Origin of the sequence: Aquimarina sp. AU474 (assembly GCF_900312815.1) — a bacterium.
In the GTDB taxonomy this organism is placed as follows: domain Bacteria; phylum Bacteroidota; class Bacteroidia; order Flavobacteriales; family Flavobacteriaceae; genus Aquimarina.
The window spans coordinates 120,383-139,758 of sequence record NZ_OMPE01000006.1 but is presented as its reverse complement, the minus strand read 5'-3'; the positions used below and the strand labels follow the sequence as shown (position 1 = coordinate 139,758).

Genomic DNA, 19,376 nt, shown 5'->3' with positions numbered 1-19,376 from the left:
AATCTTACCGTAACATTATCATAGTGTTAATCAATTTTTGTGATTTTTTTATAGTTACCTCCACAATAAATAATGAATTATGTACTTTTGAATAGTTCAGATAGATTTTTTCGTGTATGTCAATAACAGTATCCAACATTTCTAAATTTTATAATGATCAAAAAGCATTAAACAATATTTCTTTTGAAGTAAAACAAGGAGAAATTGTTGGCTTTTTAGGCCCGAACGGTGCCGGAAAATCAACAATGATGAGGATTCTTACCACCTATCTAAACCCTAATGAAGGTAATGCTTTTGTGAACGGGTATGACATTGACACTCAATCAATAGATGTGCAACGAAGTATTGGTTATTTGCCAGAGCACAATCCTTTATATCCAGATATGTATATACGAGAATATCTGGCCTTTAACGCCAAAGTATATAAAATAGGAAAATCTAGAATTGAAGAAGTTATTGAGCTTACTGGGCTCACCCCTGAATCCAACAAAAAAATTGGTCAACTCTCTAAAGGATATCGTCAACGTGTAGGTTTAGCATGTGCTCTTCTTCATGATCCACAAGTTCTAATTTTGGATGAACCCACAACTGGGCTAGATCCAAATCAGTTACTAGAGATAAGAGAATTGATTCGTTCTATAGGTAAAGAAAAAACAGTTTTTCTTTCTACACATATCATGCAAGAAGTTGAAGCTATGTGTGATCGTGTGATCATTATTAATAGAGGAGAAATTGTAAGTGATAAAAACCTTACCGAAATATTAAACGAAACCGAACAGATTATCGAGGTAGAGTTTGATTATAGAGTTGAAGAAGCATTTTTATTAAAGCTGCCTAACGTTTCTGAAGTAAAAAATATACATGGGTTTATTTATCAAATTAATTTTGATTCATCGACAGATATGCGACCAAAGGTTTTTGATTTCGCTCATGATAACGAATTAAAGATTTTGCAATTATCACGAAAGAATAAAAATCTTGAAAGTTTATTTAGAGAATTAACAAGTACAACTACATCAAATCAAGAAGATACAAAAGTCTAACTTTTCTATTGAAAGATTAATTTTCCTGTAAAAAACTCCTCTACCTCGACGATTTGTGGTCTGTTTACCGAAATTACATCCCCGGTACTTCGAATTTCGCCCCGTAATGTACCTTGCGGATTTACAATAATCTTGTTTGTTCCTCTATGAAAAATTCGAACATTTTCGGCCACCAAATCAGCACCCTCAAATCTTCCTGTACCTGAAGCAAAATTTACATTCAAGTCACTTACAACGCCTTCAATAAAAAAAGAACCAATATTATTACCTAAGACATCCAAAGTGCTACTATTTACTTCTAAATGAAATGTTCCTGTGGTATTTCCTGTATTTTCGAAAAAATCTTCTGAAAATAAGTCTAATGATGGATAATTCAATATTCCATCTGAAGAAATATCAAATTGGGTTGCACTTCTTATTTCAGTTATATTTGGTGCCGTTACAAAAATTTTAGTTTGATTAAAATCTCTAAAAAAAGCACAGTCGTTAGTATCATTAAGTTCTAAACGCCCATCGTTAACTACCGCAGATACCTCTTCTAACAAATTATCTCCAGTTTCAATAACAACAGAAGTCTCATCACTTTCTTTTATAACTAATTCTACATTAGGATTTACTAAGATTCTTGTGAAATTGGAAACCTCAACTTCTATTCGTACAAGATTACCTGTCCTTTGAAAACAATCAGGAGCATTCTCAGTATCACAACCTGAAATAAAAAATATCGCTATTATGTAAAGTAATTTCTTCATAATCTATATCCAATGGTAAATTCCATAGCTTCAGCTTTAGCTGCATGAGCCCTTACAGTAAACTCTCCTAATATATTCTTTGTAAAATAATATCGAAGTCCTGCCCTCACATATGTTTGCCCTTCAAAATCATATGGGTAATATATATAATAGCCGTATTGTGTCAACAAAGACACTTTACTTACCCGTAATTCATGACCTAAATACAGGCCTACTCGTTTGGCATCTTCATCACCAGTTGTACCATCGTTAAAAGCTCCTGTAGCTCTAAAATCAATGAATCGTTTCAGTGCTTTAGAAAGGAACAATTCTGTTCCTAATTGCAGTGCACTTTTTTTATTTAATCTCTTGTCAATAAAAGCACCTAATGTATAAAATGGAAATTGACCTGAACCGACTACATCACTTTCATTAACTCCACTTCTAAACAAAAAACCATATCCCAAAGGCTCTGATCCTTTAACCAATCCTTTTTCTTTCTCAATATATTCTGGGTTATCCTGATCCAAATCATAAGTAACCCCTGCGTTAAAAAACAAAGTATTTGTACTTTTATTTGGAGCTTTTGCATTTCCATTAGAATAATGTACCAGTCCCAAACCAGTTTGAATACCAAGACCTTTAAGAATATTTTCTTTTTTAAAATTTAATAAAAAATAAGTAGCACTTGTTAAGTGGGACCCATGAGCAATATTTCTAAAATTACTATCCTCATCATAAGGTTTTGTAACATATGCTATTCCTTGACCTAATCTTAACATTAGATGCCTTTTCAAAAAATAAAAATTATAATGGGTATAGATACTATAATGCTCTCCTAGATAACGATTATCCAAATCATTATAAATAAATGAGATTCCATAATCGGGTTTATTATACAACCTTTGCCATTCTTCATCGCCAAAAGTTTTTTTCTGGAATGAAAGAATAACTCCAGAAGGATGCCCAGTAATCAAATGGGAAATATCAGGATTATGTTTTAGTATAGTTCCATAAAAATTATTCACATCCAAAGTATATGAAGCTTTGGATTTATCTTGTGCCTGACTTTGAAAAAAAACAATACACAATACTAAACATATCCTTTTTATCATCCGGCAAAAGTAGTAATTATGGTAAAATAATCAACTTGGTTTACAAACATAAAACCAAGAACGCTTATAATGATTAAAAAATTGCCGAAGCTATTTTTTTAATATTATCAGATTTTCCCATAGAATAATAATGCAATACCGGAACGCCAGCATCCATCAATTCTTTGGATTGTTGAATGGTAAATTCAACCCCAACCTCTCTTACCTCTTTATTAGTTTTACATTGTTCCACTGCTCTAACCAATTCATCAGGCATATCCAACTTAAATACTTGAGGTAATAATTGAAGATGGCGTTTTACGGCTACCGGTTTTATCCCTGGGATTATGGGAACGCTAATACCAGCTTCTCTTGCTTTCTCTACAAATTTGAAATATCTGTTATTATCAAAAAACATTTGAGTCACTACATAATTTGCTCCTGCAGCAACTTTATCCTTTAATCTACGAATATCAGAATCCATAGAAGGAGCTTCCATATGTTTCTCCGGATAACCAGCAACTCCAATACAAAAATTAGATTGATTATCACTTTCAATAACCTCATGAAGAAACTGTCCTTGATTCATACTTACAATTTGTTCTACTAATTCATTTGCATAGCGATGCCCCCCTTCTGTAGGTGTAAAATATTTTTCTTCTTTCATTGCATCACCTCGTAAAGCCATAATATTATCAATTCCTAGATAATGACAATCTACCAAAAGATATTCTGTCTCTTCTTTGGTAAATCCACCACATAGCACATGAGGAATAGTATCCACATTATATTTATGTTTTATTGAAGCGCAAATCCCAACGGTACCAGGACGCATACGTGTAAGTTTTTTATCTAAAAGCCCATCTCTATCAATGTATATAAATTCTTCTCTTGATGTCGTAACATCTATAAAAGGAGGATTAAATTCCATCAATGGATCAATATTATTATATAACTCTTGAATACTTCTTCCTTTTTGTGGTGGTATAAGTTCAAATGAAAATAATGTTTTTCCTTTTGCCTTTTTTATATGATCAGTAACTTTCATTTTTAAATTTGTCGTTAATAATTATTCTATTAGATTAGGACTTAACCATTTCTTAGCATATTCAAGATCTACATTCTTTCTCTCTGCAAAATCTCTTACTTGATCTTCTTTTATTTTTCCCAATCCAAAATATCTTGCTTCTTGATTTGCAAAATAATATCCTGACACAGAAGCGGCGGGCCACATAGCTAACCCTTCGGTAAGTTCTACACCAATATTTTCGTTGACTTTAAGTACATCCCAAATAGTAAGTTTTTCTAAGTGATCTGGACAAGCGGGATATCCCGGTGCTGGCCTAATCCCTTTATAGGACTCTTTAATCAATTCTTCATTTGTAAGGTGTTCTTTGCTTGCATAACCCCAATTTTCTTTTCGAACTTGCTCATGTAAATATTCTGCAAAGGCCTCGGCAAGACGATCGGCTAATGCTTTAATCATAATAGAGTTATAGTCATCATGATCTTTCTCAAAAGCTTCTGCAAGCTCCTTTGTTCCAAATCCTGTGGTTACACAAAAACATCCCATATAATCCTGTATACCTGATTGTTTAGGAGCTACAAAATCTGCCAGTGCAAAATTTGGTTTACCTGCATGTTTCTTTAATTGCTGTCGTAAGGTTCTAAAATAAAAAACCTCATCATTCGAACTGATTTCTATATCATCATCATTTACAGTATTTGCCTCAAACAATCCATAAATAGCTTTTGCTCCTAGTAACTTTTCATTAAATACTCGTTTTAGCAAATCTTTAGCATCTTCGAATAATGATTTTGCTTGTTCACCTACTATTTCATCGGTTAGAATAGCTGGGTATTTCCCATGTAAATCCCAAGATCTAAAGAAAGGTGTCCAATCAATATACGCCTCTAATTTTCGCAAATCGAAGCTATCAATCACATGTATTCCCAATGTACTTGGTTTAATTATTTGAGAAGATGACCAATCTATAGCGTATTTATTTTTTCTAGCATCAGCAATCGACAGGTACTCTTTTTTCTTTGTTCGTTTAAGAAAACCTTCTCTAAATTTCTCGTAATCTTCTTTCAGGTCTCCTACGTATTTCTGATTACTTCTTTTGTTTAACAAATCTCCCACCACTGTTACTGCTCTTGAAGCGTCATTTACATGAACAACTGCATTTTGATATTGCGGATCAATCTTTACCGCAGTATGAGCTTTAGACGTTGTGGCACCACCTATTAATAAAGGAATATTAAAATTTTTACGTTCCATTTCTTTGGCGAGATGCACCATTTCATCCAAAGAGGGCGTAATCAAACCGCTTAATCCAATGATGTCAACTTGCTCGTCCATTGCAGTTTGAATTATTTTTTCTGGAGGTACCATTACTCCAAGGTCCACAATCTCATAATTATTACAACCCAACACTACAGATACTATATTTTTGCCTATATCATGTACATCTCCTTTTACTGTTGCCATAAGCACTTTTCCTGCACTATCAGTTCCATTCGAAGATTGCGGATTTTTTCTCTTTTCTTCTTCAATAAAAGGTAAAAGATAGGCCACTGCTTTTTTCATTACCCGAGCAGATTTTACCACCTGAGGCAAGAACATTTTACCAGATCCAAATAAATCTCCTACAACATTCATCCCCGACATCAAATGTCCTTCAATCACCTCTATTGGTTTTGCTACACTTTGTCTAGCTTCTTCTATATCTTCAACAATATATTGATCTATCCCTTTTACCAATGCTCTGGTGACTCTATCTTGTAATGGTTCTTCTCTCCATGATAAATCAACAACTTGTTCTTTTTTCGAACCTTTAACAGTTTCTGCAAAATCTAACAAGCGTTCTGTAGCATCATCCCTTCTATCTAATATTACATCCTCAACATGCTCTAATAAATCTTTGGGTATATCATCATAAACCTCTAGCATAGCCGGGTTTACAATCCCCATATTCATCCCTGCCTTAATAGCATGGTATAAGAAAACTGAATGCATCGCTTCTCTTACAGTATTGTTACCACGGAATGAAAAAGAAACGTTACTTACACCTCCACTTACGCTACAATGAGGAAGATTACTTCTAACCCATCGTGTTGCTTCAATAAAATCAATTGCATTTTTTCGATGTTCATCCATTCCCGTTGCAACTGGAAATATGTTAAGATCAAATATGATATCTTCAGGAGGGAAATTCAACTTATTTACAAGTATGTCATAAGATCTTTTTGAAATCTCTATACGACGTTCATAATTATCAGCTTGACCAACCTCGTCAAACGCCATAATAATTACCGCTGCTCCATATCTTTTTATTTTTTTGGCATGCGCCATAAATTCGGTTTCACCTTCTTTAAGACTAATCGAATTCACAACACACTTACCTTGAACCACTTGTAATCCAGCTTCTATAATATCCCATTTTGAGCTGTCTATCATAATAGGAACTCTGGCGATATCAGGTTCTGCCATAATAAGATTTAAAAACCTTACCATAGCTTCTTTACCATCTATCAGACCGTCATCCATATTAATATCGATAACCTGTGCTCCTCCTTCTACTTGATGTCTCGCTATATCTAAGGCTTCGTCGAACTTTTCTTCCTTAACTAAACGTAAAAACTTACGCGATCCTGCTACATTAGTTCGTTCTCCTACATTTATAAAATTTGTATCTGCAGAAACGATCATAGGTTCGAGACCAGATAACTTTAGATATTTTCTTTCTGTTTTAGTTTTCATATCCATTTACTATACTGCCTCCAATTTAACTCGTGGTTTATACTTTTTTGCCAAATCTGCTATAGCTCTTATATGTTCTGGCGTTGTGCCACAACATCCTCCAATAATATTCACTAAACTCTTATCCATGTATTCCTTTATCTGAGAAGCCATTTGCTCTGGGGTTTCATCATATTCACCAAAAGCATTAGGCAAACCGGCATTGGGATGCGCCGAAATTCCGAAATTCGCATTTTTAGCTAACACCTCTAAATGCGGTGTTAATTGACTTGCTCCCAGGGCACAATTAAAACCAACAGAAAGCATTGGAATATGCGATACCGAAATTAAAAATGCTTCAGCCGTTTGTCCCGACAATGTACGACCACTAGCATCGGTAATTGTTCCACTTATCATTATTGGAACATCAATATTTCTTTCATCCTTAACTTCTTCAATTGCAAATAGTGCAGCTTTAGCATTTAATGTGTCAAAAATAGTTTCGACTAACAAAATATCCGATCCACCGTCTACGAGTGCTTCCACCTGTTGCTTATATGCGATTCTTAATTCGTCAAAAGTCACAGCTCTATATCCAGGATCATTAACATCAGGCGACATGCTAGCAGTTCTATTTGTTGGGCCTATAGAACCGGCAACAAAACGAGGTTTATCTGGTTCGTTTTTGGTAAATTCTTCGGCAACTTCTTTAGCGATTTTTGCAGATTGATAATTTAGTTCATACACCAAATCTTCCATTTGATAATCTGCCATTGCTATTGTTGTTCCCGAGAATGTATTTGTCTCTATAATATCTGCTCCTGCTTCAAAATACAATCGATGTACTTCTTTGATAGCCTCAGGCTGAGTGATACTTAACAAATCATTATTTCCCTGAACAGGAATGGGCCAATCTTTAAATCGTTCACCTCTGAAATCTTCTTCCGTAAATTTATGACGTTGCAACATTGTCCCCATTGCTCCATCGAGCACAAGAATCCTTTCCTCTAATATTTTTTGTATGTTTTTCATAATGTTAAGACACGCTAAACCTATTCTATATCTAAATTAGTATTGTAATAAAGCTACTAATCGAATTATTTAATAAAGCTCATTTTCCGTTAACAGGAATATTAAAATGGTATCAAGAAAAATAGTGGAAAACACGGGCAAGCAGACAAGCTATGCATCTTCGTTATCTATTCCTAAATATAGGATAGAATGTAGCACCTTCTTTAAAAATTAAAGGGTTGCTAAGGTTTCATAGGGTCTAATCCCTCCACCTTTCTTGATAACAATAGAAATAAAGTAATGAACTAAACAGCTAAGCTGTTAATTTGAATACAAATAAACGGTATAGTCCTTTGTTTTGCAAGTTTATTAGGTTTTTTTATACTTGAAAAATCAAATTCAAGTATCTTAAATCTATACATTCTGTAACAAGTAGAATTATTCTTAGTTTTTAGTATACCAAAAACCTCTAGTATAACTTTTATGATTCAAAAAGTGAATTCAAAAAATTGGTGGCAACGAAATTGGAAATGGGTTTCGCTTTTTGGGGTTTTACTTATCCCGGTCTTATTATTTTTTTCATTAACTGGTGATGCTACCCTTAGGTATGGATCTATTTATCTTCAACCAGATTTAATCGAAAATGCATTGAATATAGCAAGTAAAAATGATAAAGTGATTAAAGAACTTGGGGAACTAGCTCCCACCAGTTTTTTTAGACTACTTGAAGGAGAGGTCGAATATCTAAACAACGATTCTTTGGTAGCTGTAACTGTAGGAATAAGAAGTAAAAATGGAAAAAGGGCAAAAATAGATATTCTAGCAAGGAAAATTGAAAAAAAATGGGAATATCAAAAAATCATCATCAGAATTAAAAAACCCGTAAAAAAAATGATCAAAATCTTAGAGTTATAATCTCTTACTAAGACTCTGGAGCCAATTCAATTTCTAATCCATCTAACTCAGGAGTGATTGCAATTTGACATCCTAACCTACTATTGTCTTCTACATAAAATGCTTCAGCTAACATCAAATCTTCATCTTGACTCATTTCTGGTAATTGATGATCAGACAACACATAACATTGACAAGATGCACACATCGCCATACCACCACATGTACCTTCTACCGGAAGTTCATAAGCCTTACATACTTCCATAAGATTCATGGCCATATCGGTTGGAGCTTGAACTTCGTGTATTTCTCCTTCTCTATCTTTTATTTTTATGGTAACGTCTGACATAGTTCTTGCCTTAATGATATAAAAATCCTCACAAATATACTTAAGTAATTAGTATTATTTATGAGGATTCTTATTTAGTATTCTAAAATTATATGATAGCCTTTACAACTTCTTTTTTAGCCTCTTTTTTGGTTCCATCAAAACCTTCTACACCACCTACAGTAGTATATTTCATTACATATTTCTTATCTGGAAAAATTCTTTGATAAGCGCTTTGACACATAATAGCAGCCTCATGGAAACCTGAAAGTATTAATTTTAACTTCCCTTTATATGTATTTACATCTCCAATAGCATAAATACCTGGGATATTGGTTTGATAATCATAAGAGTTATCAACTTTAATAGCATTTTTTTCAATTTCTAATCCCCAATTTCCTATCGGACCTAGTTTTGGAGATAACCCAAATAATGGAATGAAATAATCTGTATCCACTGTAATATCTCCTTCAGTTTTATGTTTAATACCTACTGCCTCAATATGATCATTTCCCTTCAGTTCTTTAACTTCGGCTTCGGTGATCAAATTCACTTTTCCTAGCTTGGTTAATTCTGCAACTCTTTCTACAGAATCTAAAGCTCCACGGAATTCATTTCTCCTATGCACTAAAGTTACTTCACTAGCTACATCTGCCAAAAAGATTGTCCAATCTAATGCAGAGTCACCTCCACCTGCAATTACCACTCTTTTATCTCTGTATACCTCGGGGTCACGAATAATATACGCCACTCCTTTATCTTCAAAATCTATAATATTAGGAATAGGAGGTTTACGAGGTTCGAAAGAACCTAAACCACCTGCAATTGCAACTACGGGTGCATTATGTTTAGTTCCTTTATTTGTGGTAACTAAAAACGTATCATCTTCTAATTTTTCAATAGTTTCTGCTCTTTCTCCTAATGTGAAACCTGGATTAAATGGCTTAATTTGCTCCATAAGGTTATCTACCAACTGCCCTGCTAAAATTTCGGGAAATCCTGGAATATCATAAATTGGTTTTTTAGGATATATCTCTGAACACTGTCCACCTGGTTGAGGCAGCGCATCAATAAGATGCGTCTTTAACTTTAGTAATCCTGCTTCAAAAACAGTAAATAACCCTGTAGGTCCCGCTCCGATGATTAAAATATCAGTCTTGATCATTTTTCAACTTCTTTTTTTCCTATTAATCCTTTGGTGAATTCATTTAATGTTTCAACTTTTTCTTCGAAATCACCTTTAATCGTTTTTCTATATTCATTTAAATTTTTGACTAAATCATCAATATTTTCAGGAATAACTTCCTCAAAAAACTGACGCAGTCTTTTGGCTGTAGTTGGTGACTTCCCATTAGTCGAAATAGCCACTTTTACATTACCTTTGGTTACAATACCACCCATGTAAAAATCACAGTATGGCGGATTATCTGCTACATTAACCAACTTACTTCTTTTCCTACAATCTTTATACACTTGTATATTTACCACAGGAACATCTGTTGTAGCAATCACAATATGCTTTCCTTTCAGAAAACGTTTATGATATTTCTTTACAATCATTTCTACTCCAAATTTATTTGCTAATGTAATTGTGTCTTCTCTATACATGGGCGAAACCATTGTAACACTTGCATTTGGACTAGATTTTAATAAGAACGTAAGTTTTTCTTCGGCTACATTTCCTCCTCCTACTATTAGTAAACTAAGGTTTTTTGCTTTCAAAAAAACTGGATATAAATTATTTCTTTCTTCCATCTTACAGCTATCCTGAACTATCAAGATACGATTTCTTCTTGAACTTCTTGATAAATAGATGCCAGTTTGGCCCTTTGTCTAACTACTTCTCCAATTACAATAATCGCTGGAGAGGATAAGTTTTTCTCTGCTACTATCTGCTCAATTGTATTCACCGAACCCAAACCAACTTTCTCATTATCAGTTGTTCCGTTTTGAATTATCGCTACCGGAAGATTCTGCTTATTTTCGGCTGCAAAGATACTAACTATTTCACTTAACTTACTCATCCCCATCAAAATTACCACAGTTGCATTTGATTTTGCTGCCAGGCACACATCCTGTGATAATTTATGGGATTTTGTAGTTCCTGTTATAACCCAAAAGCTCTCAGACGAACCCCTTTTGGTCAATGGTATACCTTGATAAGCCGGTACTGCCAATGATGATGATATTCCAGGCACCATATATGATTCTATTCCAAATTGTTGCACATAATCAATCTCTTCTGCTCCACGACCAAAAATAAATGGATCTCCTCCTTTAAGTCTTACTACATGACCATGACTCTTTGCTCTACTTATTATTAACTCATTGATTTGTTCTTGTTGATATGCGTAACATCCTTTTCGTTTACCTACAAAGATCTTCTCTGCATTATTTGCGTAGTCAAGTAAAGTTTCATTTATAAGCGCATCATACAGGACAACATCTGCAGACTCCAAAGCTTTAATCGCTTTTATCGTGATTAAATCAGGATCTCCAGGACCTGCTCCCACTACTGTTAATTTTGGTGTTTTATTGCTCATATTACTCTACTTAACAATTCTTATCAAACTACGTTATGAGTTACCAAAGATATTATACATTTTCTACTTCAATTGCTCTAAACTCTTGCACTTTTTGTAAAAATTGCCCTGCTTTTTTGATATAATCTAAAGCAAAATTCTTACTTGGTGCATTCTTTTGAAGTTGATATACTAAATCGGCAAATGTTCCTTCCAAATGGATCTTATTGCTCGATACAAATTCTTCATCAAACTGATTAATTATACTGGCATGCGTATTCGTCTTTTTATTTTCGGCAAGCAATAATGCTTTGGCAGAATTTATCAAAGAGCTGTATGCATGATATACTGCATCAGAATATACTTCATTATCAAAGGAAACTTTTGCATTTTCTATTTTCTCTTCGCTTTCTAAAAATAATGTTGCAATTAAATCAATAACAACACCGGCACATTCACCTATTCCAATAGCTTTAACATAATTATCTTCAGTTCCCCAATCGATAAAATCTTCTTGAGTTAAATTATCTACATTAGATAAATCTGTAAGGAAATCATAAAAATACTTTTCTCCTTTTTCTTCATAATAATCTACAAAAAGTTTACCGTTTGCATTAACCTCAAAATCATCCAAAATTCTTCGTAATGCTTCTGGCCCTCTTCTACTTGGTATTTTAACAACTTTATCTGCAAATCGCCCATTACCGCCACCAAGATTACCACCACCCAATAATACTTGAAGCGCGGGTGCTACTAATTTATCTTTAGTACGAACAGACATTCCCTGAAAACCAATATTAGCCATATTATGTTGCCCGCAAGCATTCATACATCCGCTAATTTTGATCACGAGATCTTCTTTTTCTAAATATTGAGGATATTCAGCTTTAATGACTCTTTCTAACTCTTCGGCAATACCGGTACTACTTGCAATACCTAAGTTACAGGTATCCGTACCTGGACAAGCCGTAATATCTATTGCCTTATTATATCCAGCTTCTACAAATCCTAATTTTTCTAATTCTTGGTAAAAGAATGCTAACAAATCTTCTTTCACAAAAGGGATTAAGATATTTTGTCGTAGCGATAACCTAATCTCTCCTGCTGCATATTTCTCTACTAGGTTTGCCAATAATCTTGCCTTATCTGTATAAAAATCTCCTAAAAGCACTTTTATACCTATAGCTACATACCCCTCTTGTTTTTGAGAAATCACATTTGTTGATTTCCATAAATCAAAAGCTTTTTGATCTCTAACTTCTACTTCTGGTACTTCAACTGTTACAGGTGTAGAAACTTGAAATGCTTCTGCATCAATTGCAACTGTCTTTTGCGCTATAGCATTTTGTTCTGCTTCTATTAATCCCTTAAAAGCCTCTAAACCAATATCTTTAAGAAGAAATTTCATTCGAGCTTTAGCCCTACTTTTACGTTCTCCATGACGATCAAAAACTCTTAAAACTCCTTCCATTAAAGGAATAATTTTATCAGAAGGCAAAAAACTATATAACTCATCTGCATGCCTTGGTTGCGATCCTAATCCTCCTCCTAACATTACCTTAAATCCTCGTACTCCATTTTCAATTTTGGCTATAAAACCTAAATCGTGCATATAAGATAATCCTGTATCTTCTTCTGTACCTGAAAACGATACTTTAAATTTTCTTCCCATCTCTTGAGAAATAGGATTTCTTAAAAAGAAACGAAATAATGCGTCTGCATATGCAGATACATCAAATGGTTCTTTTGGATCAATTCCTGCAGTTTCAGAAGCAGTAACATTACGTACAGTATTACCACAAGCTTCTCTAAGCGTTACATTATCTTTCTCCAATTCTGTCCAAAGTTCTGGGGTTCTATTTAGATCTACGTAATGGATTTGAATATCCTGACGAGTAGTTATATGCAATCTACCTCTAGAGTATTCATCAGACACCTCGCATATACGACGTAATTGATTACTCAGCACTTTACCATAAGGTAGTTTTATACGAATCATCTGAACGCCTTCTTGGCGTTGACCATATACTCCACGCGCTAAGCGCAGGCTACGAAACTTTTCCTCATCAATTTTACCCTTATGAAATTGCTCAATTTTATTCGCTAATTCAATAATGTCTTTTTCGACAATTGGGTTTTCTATTTCGGTTCTAAAACTTTGCATTTTTTTTCGTATTTCGGTCCTTTAAAAAAGAACATAATTATGACTTTTGTATCACAGATTTTTTAATTCTAAAATTCTTGTTTTTCTACACTTCAGTTAGCTATTTTTCCTCATTCTATAAAGCCTACTCCCGAAGTTGTATTGGTTTGAGAATCTATTAATATAAATGAACCAGAAGCTTTATTTTTACTGTATGAATCTATAGCCAAAGGTTTACTTAGTTGTATTTGCACTTTTCCTATTTCATTTAAACTTAAAGAGGTTTTAGTAGTATCCTGTCCTGAAAAATCTGTAGCTACTGTTCCGCTAACACTTTTTACCTTTGCTAAAATTCGACTACTTCCGCTCTGAATAAAATAATTAGTTCCGGGATTCAAATTTCTACTATCCATCCAACATACAGTAGCCGTTAATTGTTTTTCTACTCTAGGTTTTTCTGATGACTTCACAATCATATCACCACGGCTCACATTTACATCGTTTTCTAAAGTAATTGTACAAGAACTACCTCTACCCGCAGCATCAAATTTTTGATCAAAAAAGTAAATTTCTTTTACTTTTGATGTAGTTAACGAAGGTAAAACAGTCACCTCATCTCCAACTGAAATATCTCCTCCATATAGTTTACCTGCATATCCTCTAAAATCATGAAATTCATCTTTTTTAGGTCGAATAACTGTTTGTACTGGGAAACGAACCTCTGCTTTTTCGTACACATCTTGAGCATCCAACTCTTCTAAATGCGTTAACAGCGTTTGACCATTATACCAGGGTGTTTTATTAGATTTTTCTACCACATTATCACCTTGCAACGCACTTACAGGAATAAATGTTATGTTTTGTTCTTTATAATCACTTTTTTCAATTAATTTTTCAAAATCAGCTTTGATAGCTTCATACTTCTCTTGAGAAAAATCCACCAAATCCATTTTATTAACAGCCACTATCACGTCTTTAACTCTTAACAGATTATTGATAAAGAAATGACGATATGTTTGTTCGATCACTCCTTTTCGAGCATCTACAAGTATGATTGATGCTTGTGAAGTAGAAGCACCTGTTACCATATTTCTTGTATATTCAATATGGCCAGGAGTATCTGCTATGATATAACTCTTAGTCTTTGTAGAAAAATAAATATGCGCAACATCAATTGTAATTCCTTGTTCCCGCTCTGCAACTAATCCATCTGTCGCCAACGAAAAATCCAAGTAGTCAAACCCATTTGCTTTACTTCTTTTTTCTATCGCTTCTAACTTATCAGTAGTCAATGATTTTGTATCATACAAAATCCGGCCAATCAAAGTACTTTTTCCATCATCTACACTTCCTGCTGTTGCTATTTTTAATACATCCATAGCTATTTATTATTTTTCCTTTTGGGAATGGTGTTCTTAAATTATTATTTCTTTTACTTCTTATTCCATTTTACAGTGGAACAGTAAATTAACTTTTAGAAATATCCTTGTTGTTTTCTTTTTTCCATTGCAGCTTCGGATCTCTTGTCATCAATACGAGCTCCTCTTTCTGAAATTGTTGACTCTCTAATTTCGGCAACAACTTTATCAATTGTAATTGCATCAGAAAGTACAGCCGCCGTACAAGACATATCACCTACAGTACGAAATCTTACCAATCGTTCTTCTACTGCTTCATCATCTTCTCTATGGACTACCTCATCTTCTGCAGACCATATCATACCATCTCTAATAAAAGTTTTGCGTTTATGTGCAAAATAGATAGATGGAATCTCTATATCTTCTTTTTGGATATAACTCCAAACATCTAATTCTGTCCAGTTACTAATTGGAAATACTCTAACATTTTGACCTAAATCAATCTTTCCATTAAGGTGATCAAATAATTCTGGACGTTGATTTTTTTCATCCCATTGCCCAAAATCATCTCGTACAGAAAAAATACGTTCTTTTGCTCTTGCCTTTTCTTCATCTCTACGAGCACCACCAATAGCGGCATCAAACTTAAATTCTTCTAGTGCATCCAGCAGTGTAGTAGTCTGAAGACTGTTACGACTGGCGTATTTACCTTTTTCCTCTATTACTTTTCCCTGATCTATAGAATCTTGAACATTGCGAACAATCAATTCTACGCCCAATTCTTTAACAAGTTTATCCCTAAATTCAATAGTTTCTGGGAAATTATGACCTGTATCAATATGCAACAACGGGAAAGGTATTTTACCCGGATAAAAAGCTTTTTGCGCAAGTCTTACTAACGTGATTGAATCCTTACCTCCAGAAAAAAGAAGTACTGGTTTTTCAAACTGAGCAACAACTTCCCTAAAAATATAGATTGCCTCACTCTCTAGAGGATTTACTCTAAGCAATGAATTACCAGCTAAATTACCTACTGTATCATTTACTTGTTCTGCTTTCTTTTCTAATATCTCCATGCTAATTATTCGTCATTTATTAGTTCGTGTGCAATCCACATTCTCTATTCTCTAACACCTTGGTAGGGTCAAAATATTTAAACTCGTTAGGTAAATTATTATCATCTAAATACACATCCAGTTCCTCATCACTATAGTAATAAAATGGACTTACCTTCAAAACACCATCACTACCCATACTTAAAATATCTAAAGAATCTCTAAGTGCTGTTTGACCTTTTCTCAAATTCGTAAACCAAACATCCGGCTTAAAATCAGACATTGCTCTTTTAAAAGGCTCTAATTTTACTTGCTCTGTAAAAAGTTTATGCTTGGGGTCCTCAATATCTGGAATACCCATCACTACATCACGATGAGCCGTAGTTTGTTGAGGTACATATAGTTTGATATTCAATTCTAATTGCGCTATTACCTCTTCTGCATGCTTATACGTATTAGGTGTATTATACCCCGAATCGCACCATATGACCGGGATATCCTTTTGAGCCACAACACAAACATTAAGGATAGCCGCTTCATAAGGCCTAAAATTAGTAGTAACCACAGGTTTTTTTCCTTGATTTACAGCCCATTGCGCAATCTCGATTGGAGTTTTTTCTCTTAACTCTTTATTAAAATTCTCTATTTCTTTTTCTGTAAAGCTCATTTCAAAGTTTAGATTCTGGACTTTTTTATTTCTTTTTCAAAATCACAATTATTTTCCCCATTTTACTCGATTCCATATTCTTTCATGAAAGAAATACAAAATCATTTTAGTTATAAAATCAACTGAAGCAATCGATGTAGCTAAAGCTATCTCTCCAGTTAATATATATGACACCACCAAAGTATCAAGAGTTCCTATCACTCTCCAACTAACTGCCTTTGCAATACTACGCATCGGTTTTTCTGAGGTTTTGTCATCCTCAAAAGTTGTTTTCTTCGAAGCTACTTTATCTAATATCATTTGATCTAAAATCATACTCCTGTTTTAAAATCTATTACCCTATCGGAATAGTAGGATAAAGAACAAATGTATATATAAAATTTCACATACAACACACATATAGTCGATTTTTATGATATTACTAACAAAGCTTTATTAATATCATGAATATCAACAACTTTACTCACAAACCACGTCAAATATGGAATTTATTTAACGCCTTAAACCATGGAGATAACGCAATATGCCGTTTCAATTATCGTTTACTACATAGTATTATCAATTCAAATCTTAATTACAATGAAAAAACTTAATCTGCTTTTATTTCTAGTTACTAGCACACTACTTATCTCATGTGGTAACGACGACGACGCACCCTTTGTAGCCGATGAATCACTAATTCCTGGAGAATGGAATTTAACAGAGGTAAAATCTGAAGATGGCAAAATTTCTGCTACTATTGAAGGTATTCCTGTTACAGGAGATTACAGTGTGAGCGGTAAAGATTATACCGCATCTGTTACTTTTACAGCGTCAACAGCTGATAACGAACCTAATACACTATCCAGTACAGGTGGTTTTACATTGGTTGCAACGGTTACATTACCAACTCAAGACCCTGTAGAAGTTGAAGAAGTCGTTCCTAGCGTTATTGGAACCGGAGAATGGACGGTTGATGGCAATACACTTACCACTACAGTCCAAGGAGAAATGTTGAAATATGAAATTGTAGAATTAAACGAACAAACCATGACTTTGAAAGTGGCTATTGACGAAGAAACTACAATAGAACAACTTAACAATCTTTCTGTTACCATTACCGGAAGTCAGTTTTTTGTACTTACTAAACAGTAAAAAAACATCACATATCATAAAAAAAGCAGTGATAATATCACTGCTTTTTTTCATATCTTTTCTAAAGCCTGTTCTATATCATGAATAATATCATCAATATATTCAAGTCCAACAGAGCATCTTACCATTCCGTCTGTAATTCCGACAACCAGTTTATCTTCTTTCGCCAATTTACTATGAGTTGTAGAAGCGGGATGCGTAACAATAGTTCTAGTATCTCCCAGATTTGCAGATAAAGAACACATTTTTATTTGATCAAAAAATATCTTTCCAGCCTCAATCCCTCCTTTAACTTCAAAAGCCACAATATTTCCTCCCAATCGCATTTGTTTTTTAGCTATTTCATATTGCGGATGAGATTTGAGAAATGGATATTTTACCCAATTTACTTTAGGGTGAGTTTCTAGAAAATCGGCCAACTTCATGGCATTCTCACAATGTTTCTCTACTCTAATCGCTAAAGTCTCTAAACTTTTAGACAATATCCAAGCATTAAAAGGCGATAATGCGGGACCCGTATTACGAGAAAATAAATAAATTTCTCTTATTAACTCTCTTTTACCAACCGTAACACCTCCCAGAACTCTTCCTTGCCCATCTATTAATTTGGTAGCAGAGTGAATTACTAAATCTGCTCCAAATTTGATTGGATTTTGCAAATATGGAGTTGCAAAACAATTATCAATAACCAACAATAGGTTATGCTTCTTTGCAATCTCACCCAACAATTCTAGATCTAATATATCTACTCCCGGATTAGTAGGAGATTCTGCATATATTATTTTTGTATTAGGCTTAATAAGACTCTCGATACTCTCTACATCATCTATTCTAAAATAACTTGTTTCTATATTCCATTTTGGAAAATATTTGGTAAACAATGTGTGCGTAGATCCAAATACAGAACGTGCCGAAACAATATGATCTCCTGCATTTAATAAGGCCGCAAATGTAGAAAAAACAGCTGCCATTCCTGTAGCAAATGCATATCCATCCTCGGCTCCTTCAAGCTTACAAATTTTATCTACAAATTCTGTAGTATTGGGGTTACTAAATCGACTGTACAAATTTCGATCTTTTTCTTCTGCAAAAGCTGCCCTCATTTCTTCAGAATCTTCAAAAACAAAACCCGAGGTTAAGTACATCGGTGTAGAATGCTCTAAAAATTGTGTTTTTTCTGTTTGCGTTCTTACCGCTTGTGTTTCAAAATGTTGATTTTTGTCAATCATATTTCTTTATTATTAAGCACCACCTTATAATTAATAGTAGCAGTAGGCTCTAACGTTTTTGATACTGAGCAATATTTTTCGAACGATAATTGTGCCGCTCTTTTCGCTTTTTCGGGTACAATATCTCCTTCTAAGTATACCGTAACATCAATTTCTTTAAAAGGCTTTGCTCCGTCCATTTCTACGCGAGCTCCATCTACTTCTGCTCTATAATCAGTAATTTCTTGTCGTTGCTTTTTTAGAATAGAAATCACATCAATCGCGCTACAACCTGCTACCCCCATAAGCACATACTCCATTGGGCTTGGTGCAAGATCATGCCCTCCCACTGCAGGAGTACTATCGATATGCGTAACATGGCCTCTTTCATTTTTTAATTCAAAATGATAGTCGTTGTCTATTCTTTTCAATTGTATTTTCATGTG

Annotated in this window: 19 protein-coding genes and 1 riboswitch; of the genes, 3 read left to right on the top strand and 16 right to left on the bottom strand. The window is 34.0% G+C overall.

Annotated elements, in window-relative coordinates; translation table 11 throughout:
• The first annotated feature begins 116 nt into the window (after positions 1-116).
• Positions 117-1,043, top strand: a complete 927-nt coding sequence (gene gldA, locus DK508_RS05325; protein WP_109299712.1) for a gliding motility-associated ABC transporter ATP-binding subunit GldA — start codon at positions 117-119, stop codon at positions 1,041-1,043.
• Between the two features lie 5 nt (positions 1,044-1,048).
• Here the strand turns inward: gldA and DK508_RS05320 are convergent, their stop codons facing one another.
• From DK508_RS05320 to DK508_RS05300, 5 genes are all read right to left on the bottom strand, one after another.
• Entirely contained in the window at positions 1,049-1,795 is a 747-nt protein-coding gene (locus DK508_RS05320) for a head GIN domain-containing protein (protein ID WP_109299711.1), read from the bottom strand.
• On the bottom strand, positions 1,792-2,889 hold the full coding sequence (locus DK508_RS05315) for an acyloxyacyl hydrolase (protein ID WP_109299710.1): 1,098 nt from the start codon (positions 2,887-2,889) through the stop codon (positions 1,792-1,794). The genes DK508_RS05320 and DK508_RS05315 overlap by 4 nt, the downstream gene beginning before the upstream one ends.
• A gap of 73 nt (positions 2,890-2,962) precedes the next feature.
• Positions 2,963-3,916: a methylenetetrahydrofolate reductase [NAD(P)H] gene (gene metF / locus DK508_RS05310; RefSeq protein WP_109299709.1), complete on the bottom strand. Its 954-nt coding sequence runs from the start codon at positions 3,914-3,916 to the stop codon at positions 2,963-2,965.
• A 21-nt stretch (positions 3,917-3,937) separates the two neighbouring features.
• Positions 3,938-6,631: a methionine synthase gene (gene metH, locus DK508_RS05305; RefSeq protein WP_109299959.1), complete on the bottom strand. Its 2,694-nt coding sequence runs from the start codon at positions 6,629-6,631 to the stop codon at positions 3,938-3,940.
• A gap of 9 nt (positions 6,632-6,640) precedes the next feature.
• Positions 6,641-7,642, bottom strand: coding sequence for a homocysteine S-methyltransferase family protein (locus DK508_RS05300; protein WP_109299708.1), 1,002 nt, complete (start codon positions 7,640-7,642; stop codon positions 6,641-6,643).
• 160 nt (positions 7,643-7,802) lie between these two features.
• Positions 7,803-7,908, bottom strand: a riboswitch (SAM riboswitch).
• 196 nt (positions 7,909-8,104) lie between these two features.
• Between DK508_RS05300 and DK508_RS05295 the strand changes: the two genes are divergently transcribed.
• Positions 8,105-8,536 carry a hypothetical protein gene (locus DK508_RS05295; RefSeq protein WP_109299707.1) on the top strand — a complete coding sequence of 144 codons (432 nt, stop codon included), beginning with the start codon at positions 8,105-8,107 and terminating at the stop codon, positions 8,534-8,536.
• Positions 8,537-8,543: 7 nt separating this feature from the next.
• Here the strand turns inward: DK508_RS05295 and DK508_RS05290 are convergent, their stop codons facing one another.
• The 9 genes from DK508_RS05290 to DK508_RS05250 all read right to left on the bottom strand — a co-directional run bounded on the left by DK508_RS05290 (position 8,544) and on the right by DK508_RS05250 (position 16,903).
• On the bottom strand, positions 8,544-8,864 hold the full coding sequence (locus tag DK508_RS05290) for a 2Fe-2S iron-sulfur cluster-binding protein (protein ID WP_109299706.1): 321 nt from the start codon (positions 8,862-8,864) through the stop codon (positions 8,544-8,546).
• Between the two features lie 88 nt (positions 8,865-8,952).
• Entirely contained in the window at positions 8,953-10,008 is a 1,056-nt protein-coding gene (locus DK508_RS05285) for an NAD(P)/FAD-dependent oxidoreductase (RefSeq protein WP_109299705.1), read from the bottom strand.
• Positions 10,005-10,598: a bifunctional precorrin-2 dehydrogenase/sirohydrochlorin ferrochelatase gene (locus DK508_RS05280; RefSeq protein WP_109299704.1), complete on the bottom strand. Its 594-nt coding sequence runs from the start codon at positions 10,596-10,598 to the stop codon at positions 10,005-10,007. Before DK508_RS05280 ends, DK508_RS05285 begins: the two co-directional genes overlap by 4 nt.
• 20 nt (positions 10,599-10,618) lie before the next feature.
• Complete coding sequence (cobA, locus tag DK508_RS05275; RefSeq protein ID WP_109299703.1) at positions 10,619-11,386, bottom strand: uroporphyrinogen-III C-methyltransferase; 768 nt, start codon at positions 11,384-11,386, stop codon at positions 10,619-10,621.
• Between the two features lie 52 nt (positions 11,387-11,438).
• The gene (locus tag DK508_RS05270; protein ID WP_109299702.1) at positions 11,439-13,529 is read right to left on the bottom strand and encodes a HEPN domain-containing protein; all 2,091 of its coding nucleotides are present in this window, start codon (positions 13,527-13,529) and stop codon (positions 11,439-11,441) included.
• A gap of 110 nt (positions 13,530-13,639) precedes the next feature.
• On the bottom strand, positions 13,640-14,887 hold the full coding sequence (locus DK508_RS05265; protein WP_109299701.1) for a sulfate adenylyltransferase subunit 1: 1,248 nt from the start codon (positions 14,885-14,887) through the stop codon (positions 13,640-13,642).
• A 95-nt stretch (positions 14,888-14,982) separates the two neighbouring features.
• Positions 14,983-15,942: a sulfate adenylyltransferase subunit CysD gene (cysD, locus tag DK508_RS05260; protein ID WP_200831843.1), complete on the bottom strand. Its 960-nt coding sequence runs from the start codon at positions 15,940-15,942 to the stop codon at positions 14,983-14,985.
• A 19-nt stretch (positions 15,943-15,961) separates the two neighbouring features.
• Complete coding sequence (locus tag DK508_RS05255) at positions 15,962-16,588, bottom strand: phosphoadenosine phosphosulfate reductase family protein (protein ID WP_109299700.1); 627 nt, start codon at positions 16,586-16,588, stop codon at positions 15,962-15,964.
• A 48-nt stretch (positions 16,589-16,636) separates the two neighbouring features.
• Complete coding sequence (locus tag DK508_RS05250) at positions 16,637-16,903, bottom strand: DUF2061 domain-containing protein (protein WP_109299699.1); 267 nt, start codon at positions 16,901-16,903, stop codon at positions 16,637-16,639.
• Positions 16,904-17,167: 264 nt separating this feature from the next.
• Here DK508_RS05250 and DK508_RS05245 point away from each other — a divergent pair, with 264 nt between their 5' ends.
• Positions 17,168-17,722 (top strand): lipocalin family protein, encoded by a 555-nt coding sequence (locus DK508_RS05245; RefSeq protein WP_160114568.1) that lies wholly within the window; start codon positions 17,168-17,170, stop codon positions 17,720-17,722.
• A 50-nt stretch (positions 17,723-17,772) separates the two neighbouring features.
• Here DK508_RS05245 and DK508_RS05240 read toward each other — a convergent pair whose 3' ends face one another.
• Positions 17,773-18,951 (bottom strand): PLP-dependent aspartate aminotransferase family protein, encoded by a 1,179-nt coding sequence (locus DK508_RS05240; protein WP_109299697.1) that lies wholly within the window; start codon positions 18,949-18,951, stop codon positions 17,773-17,775.
• Positions 18,948-19,373, bottom strand: a complete 426-nt coding sequence (locus DK508_RS05235) for an OsmC family protein (RefSeq protein ID WP_109299696.1) — start codon at positions 19,371-19,373, stop codon at positions 18,948-18,950. Before DK508_RS05235 ends, DK508_RS05240 begins: the two co-directional genes overlap by 4 nt.
• Positions 19,374-19,376: the final 3 nt, after the last annotated feature.

Excerpts from the sequence above, each read along its gene's own strand:
- DK508_RS05280 (WP_109299704.1), bottom strand. The coding sequence starts at position 10,598 with ATGGAAGAAAGAAATAATTTATATCCAGTTTTTTTGAAAGCAAAAAAC.
- DK508_RS05270 (WP_109299702.1), bottom strand. The coding sequence starts at position 13,529 with ATGCAAAGTTTTAGAACCGAAATAGAAAACCCAATTGTCGAAAAAGAC.
- cobA (WP_109299703.1), bottom strand. The coding sequence starts at position 11,386 with ATGAGCAATAAAACACCAAAATTAACAGTAGTGGGAGCAGGTCCTGGA.
- DK508_RS05245 (WP_160114568.1), top strand. The coding sequence starts at position 17,168 with ATGAAAAAACTTAATCTGCTTTTATTTCTAGTTACTAGCACACTACTT.
- gldA (WP_109299712.1), top strand. The coding sequence starts at position 117 with ATGTCAATAACAGTATCCAACATTTCTAAATTTTATAATGATCAAAAA.
- DK508_RS05240 (WP_109299697.1), bottom strand. The coding sequence starts at position 18,951 with ATGATTGACAAAAATCAACATTTTGAAACACAAGCGGTAAGAACGCAA.
- cysD (WP_200831843.1), bottom strand. The coding sequence starts at position 15,942 with ATGGAGATATTAGAAAAGAAAGCAGAACAAGTAAATGATACAGTAGGT.
- DK508_RS05255 (WP_109299700.1), bottom strand. The coding sequence starts at position 16,588 with ATGAGCTTTACAGAAAAAGAAATAGAGAATTTTAATAAAGAGTTAAGA.
- DK508_RS05320 (WP_109299711.1), bottom strand. The coding sequence starts at position 1,795 with ATGAAGAAATTACTTTACATAATAGCGATATTTTTTATTTCAGGTTGT.
- DK508_RS05235 (WP_109299696.1), bottom strand. The coding sequence starts at position 19,373 with ATGAAAATACAATTGAAAAGAATAGACAACGACTATCATTTTGAATTA.
- DK508_RS05300 (WP_109299708.1), bottom strand. The coding sequence starts at position 7,642 with ATGAAAAACATACAAAAAATATTAGAGGAAAGGATTCTTGTGCTCGAT.
- metF (WP_109299709.1), bottom strand. The coding sequence starts at position 3,916 with ATGAAAGTTACTGATCATATAAAAAAGGCAAAAGGAAAAACATTATTT.
- DK508_RS05265 (WP_109299701.1), bottom strand. The coding sequence starts at position 14,887 with ATGGATGTATTAAAAATAGCAACAGCAGGAAGTGTAGATGATGGAAAA.
- metH (WP_109299959.1), bottom strand. The coding sequence starts at position 6,631 with ATGAAAACTAAAACAGAAAGAAAATATCTAAAGTTATCTGGTCTCGAA.
- DK508_RS05250 (WP_109299699.1), bottom strand. The coding sequence starts at position 16,903 with ATGATTTTAGATCAAATGATATTAGATAAAGTAGCTTCGAAGAAAACA.
- DK508_RS05290 (WP_109299706.1), bottom strand. The coding sequence starts at position 8,864 with ATGTCAGACGTTACCATAAAAATAAAAGATAGAGAAGGAGAAATACAC.
- DK508_RS05315 (WP_109299710.1), bottom strand. The coding sequence starts at position 2,889 with ATGATAAAAAGGATATGTTTAGTATTGTGTATTGTTTTTTTTCAAAGT.
- DK508_RS05295 (WP_109299707.1), top strand. The coding sequence starts at position 8,105 with ATGATTCAAAAAGTGAATTCAAAAAATTGGTGGCAACGAAATTGGAAA.
- DK508_RS05285 (WP_109299705.1), bottom strand. The coding sequence starts at position 10,008 with ATGATCAAGACTGATATTTTAATCATCGGAGCGGGACCTACAGGGTTA.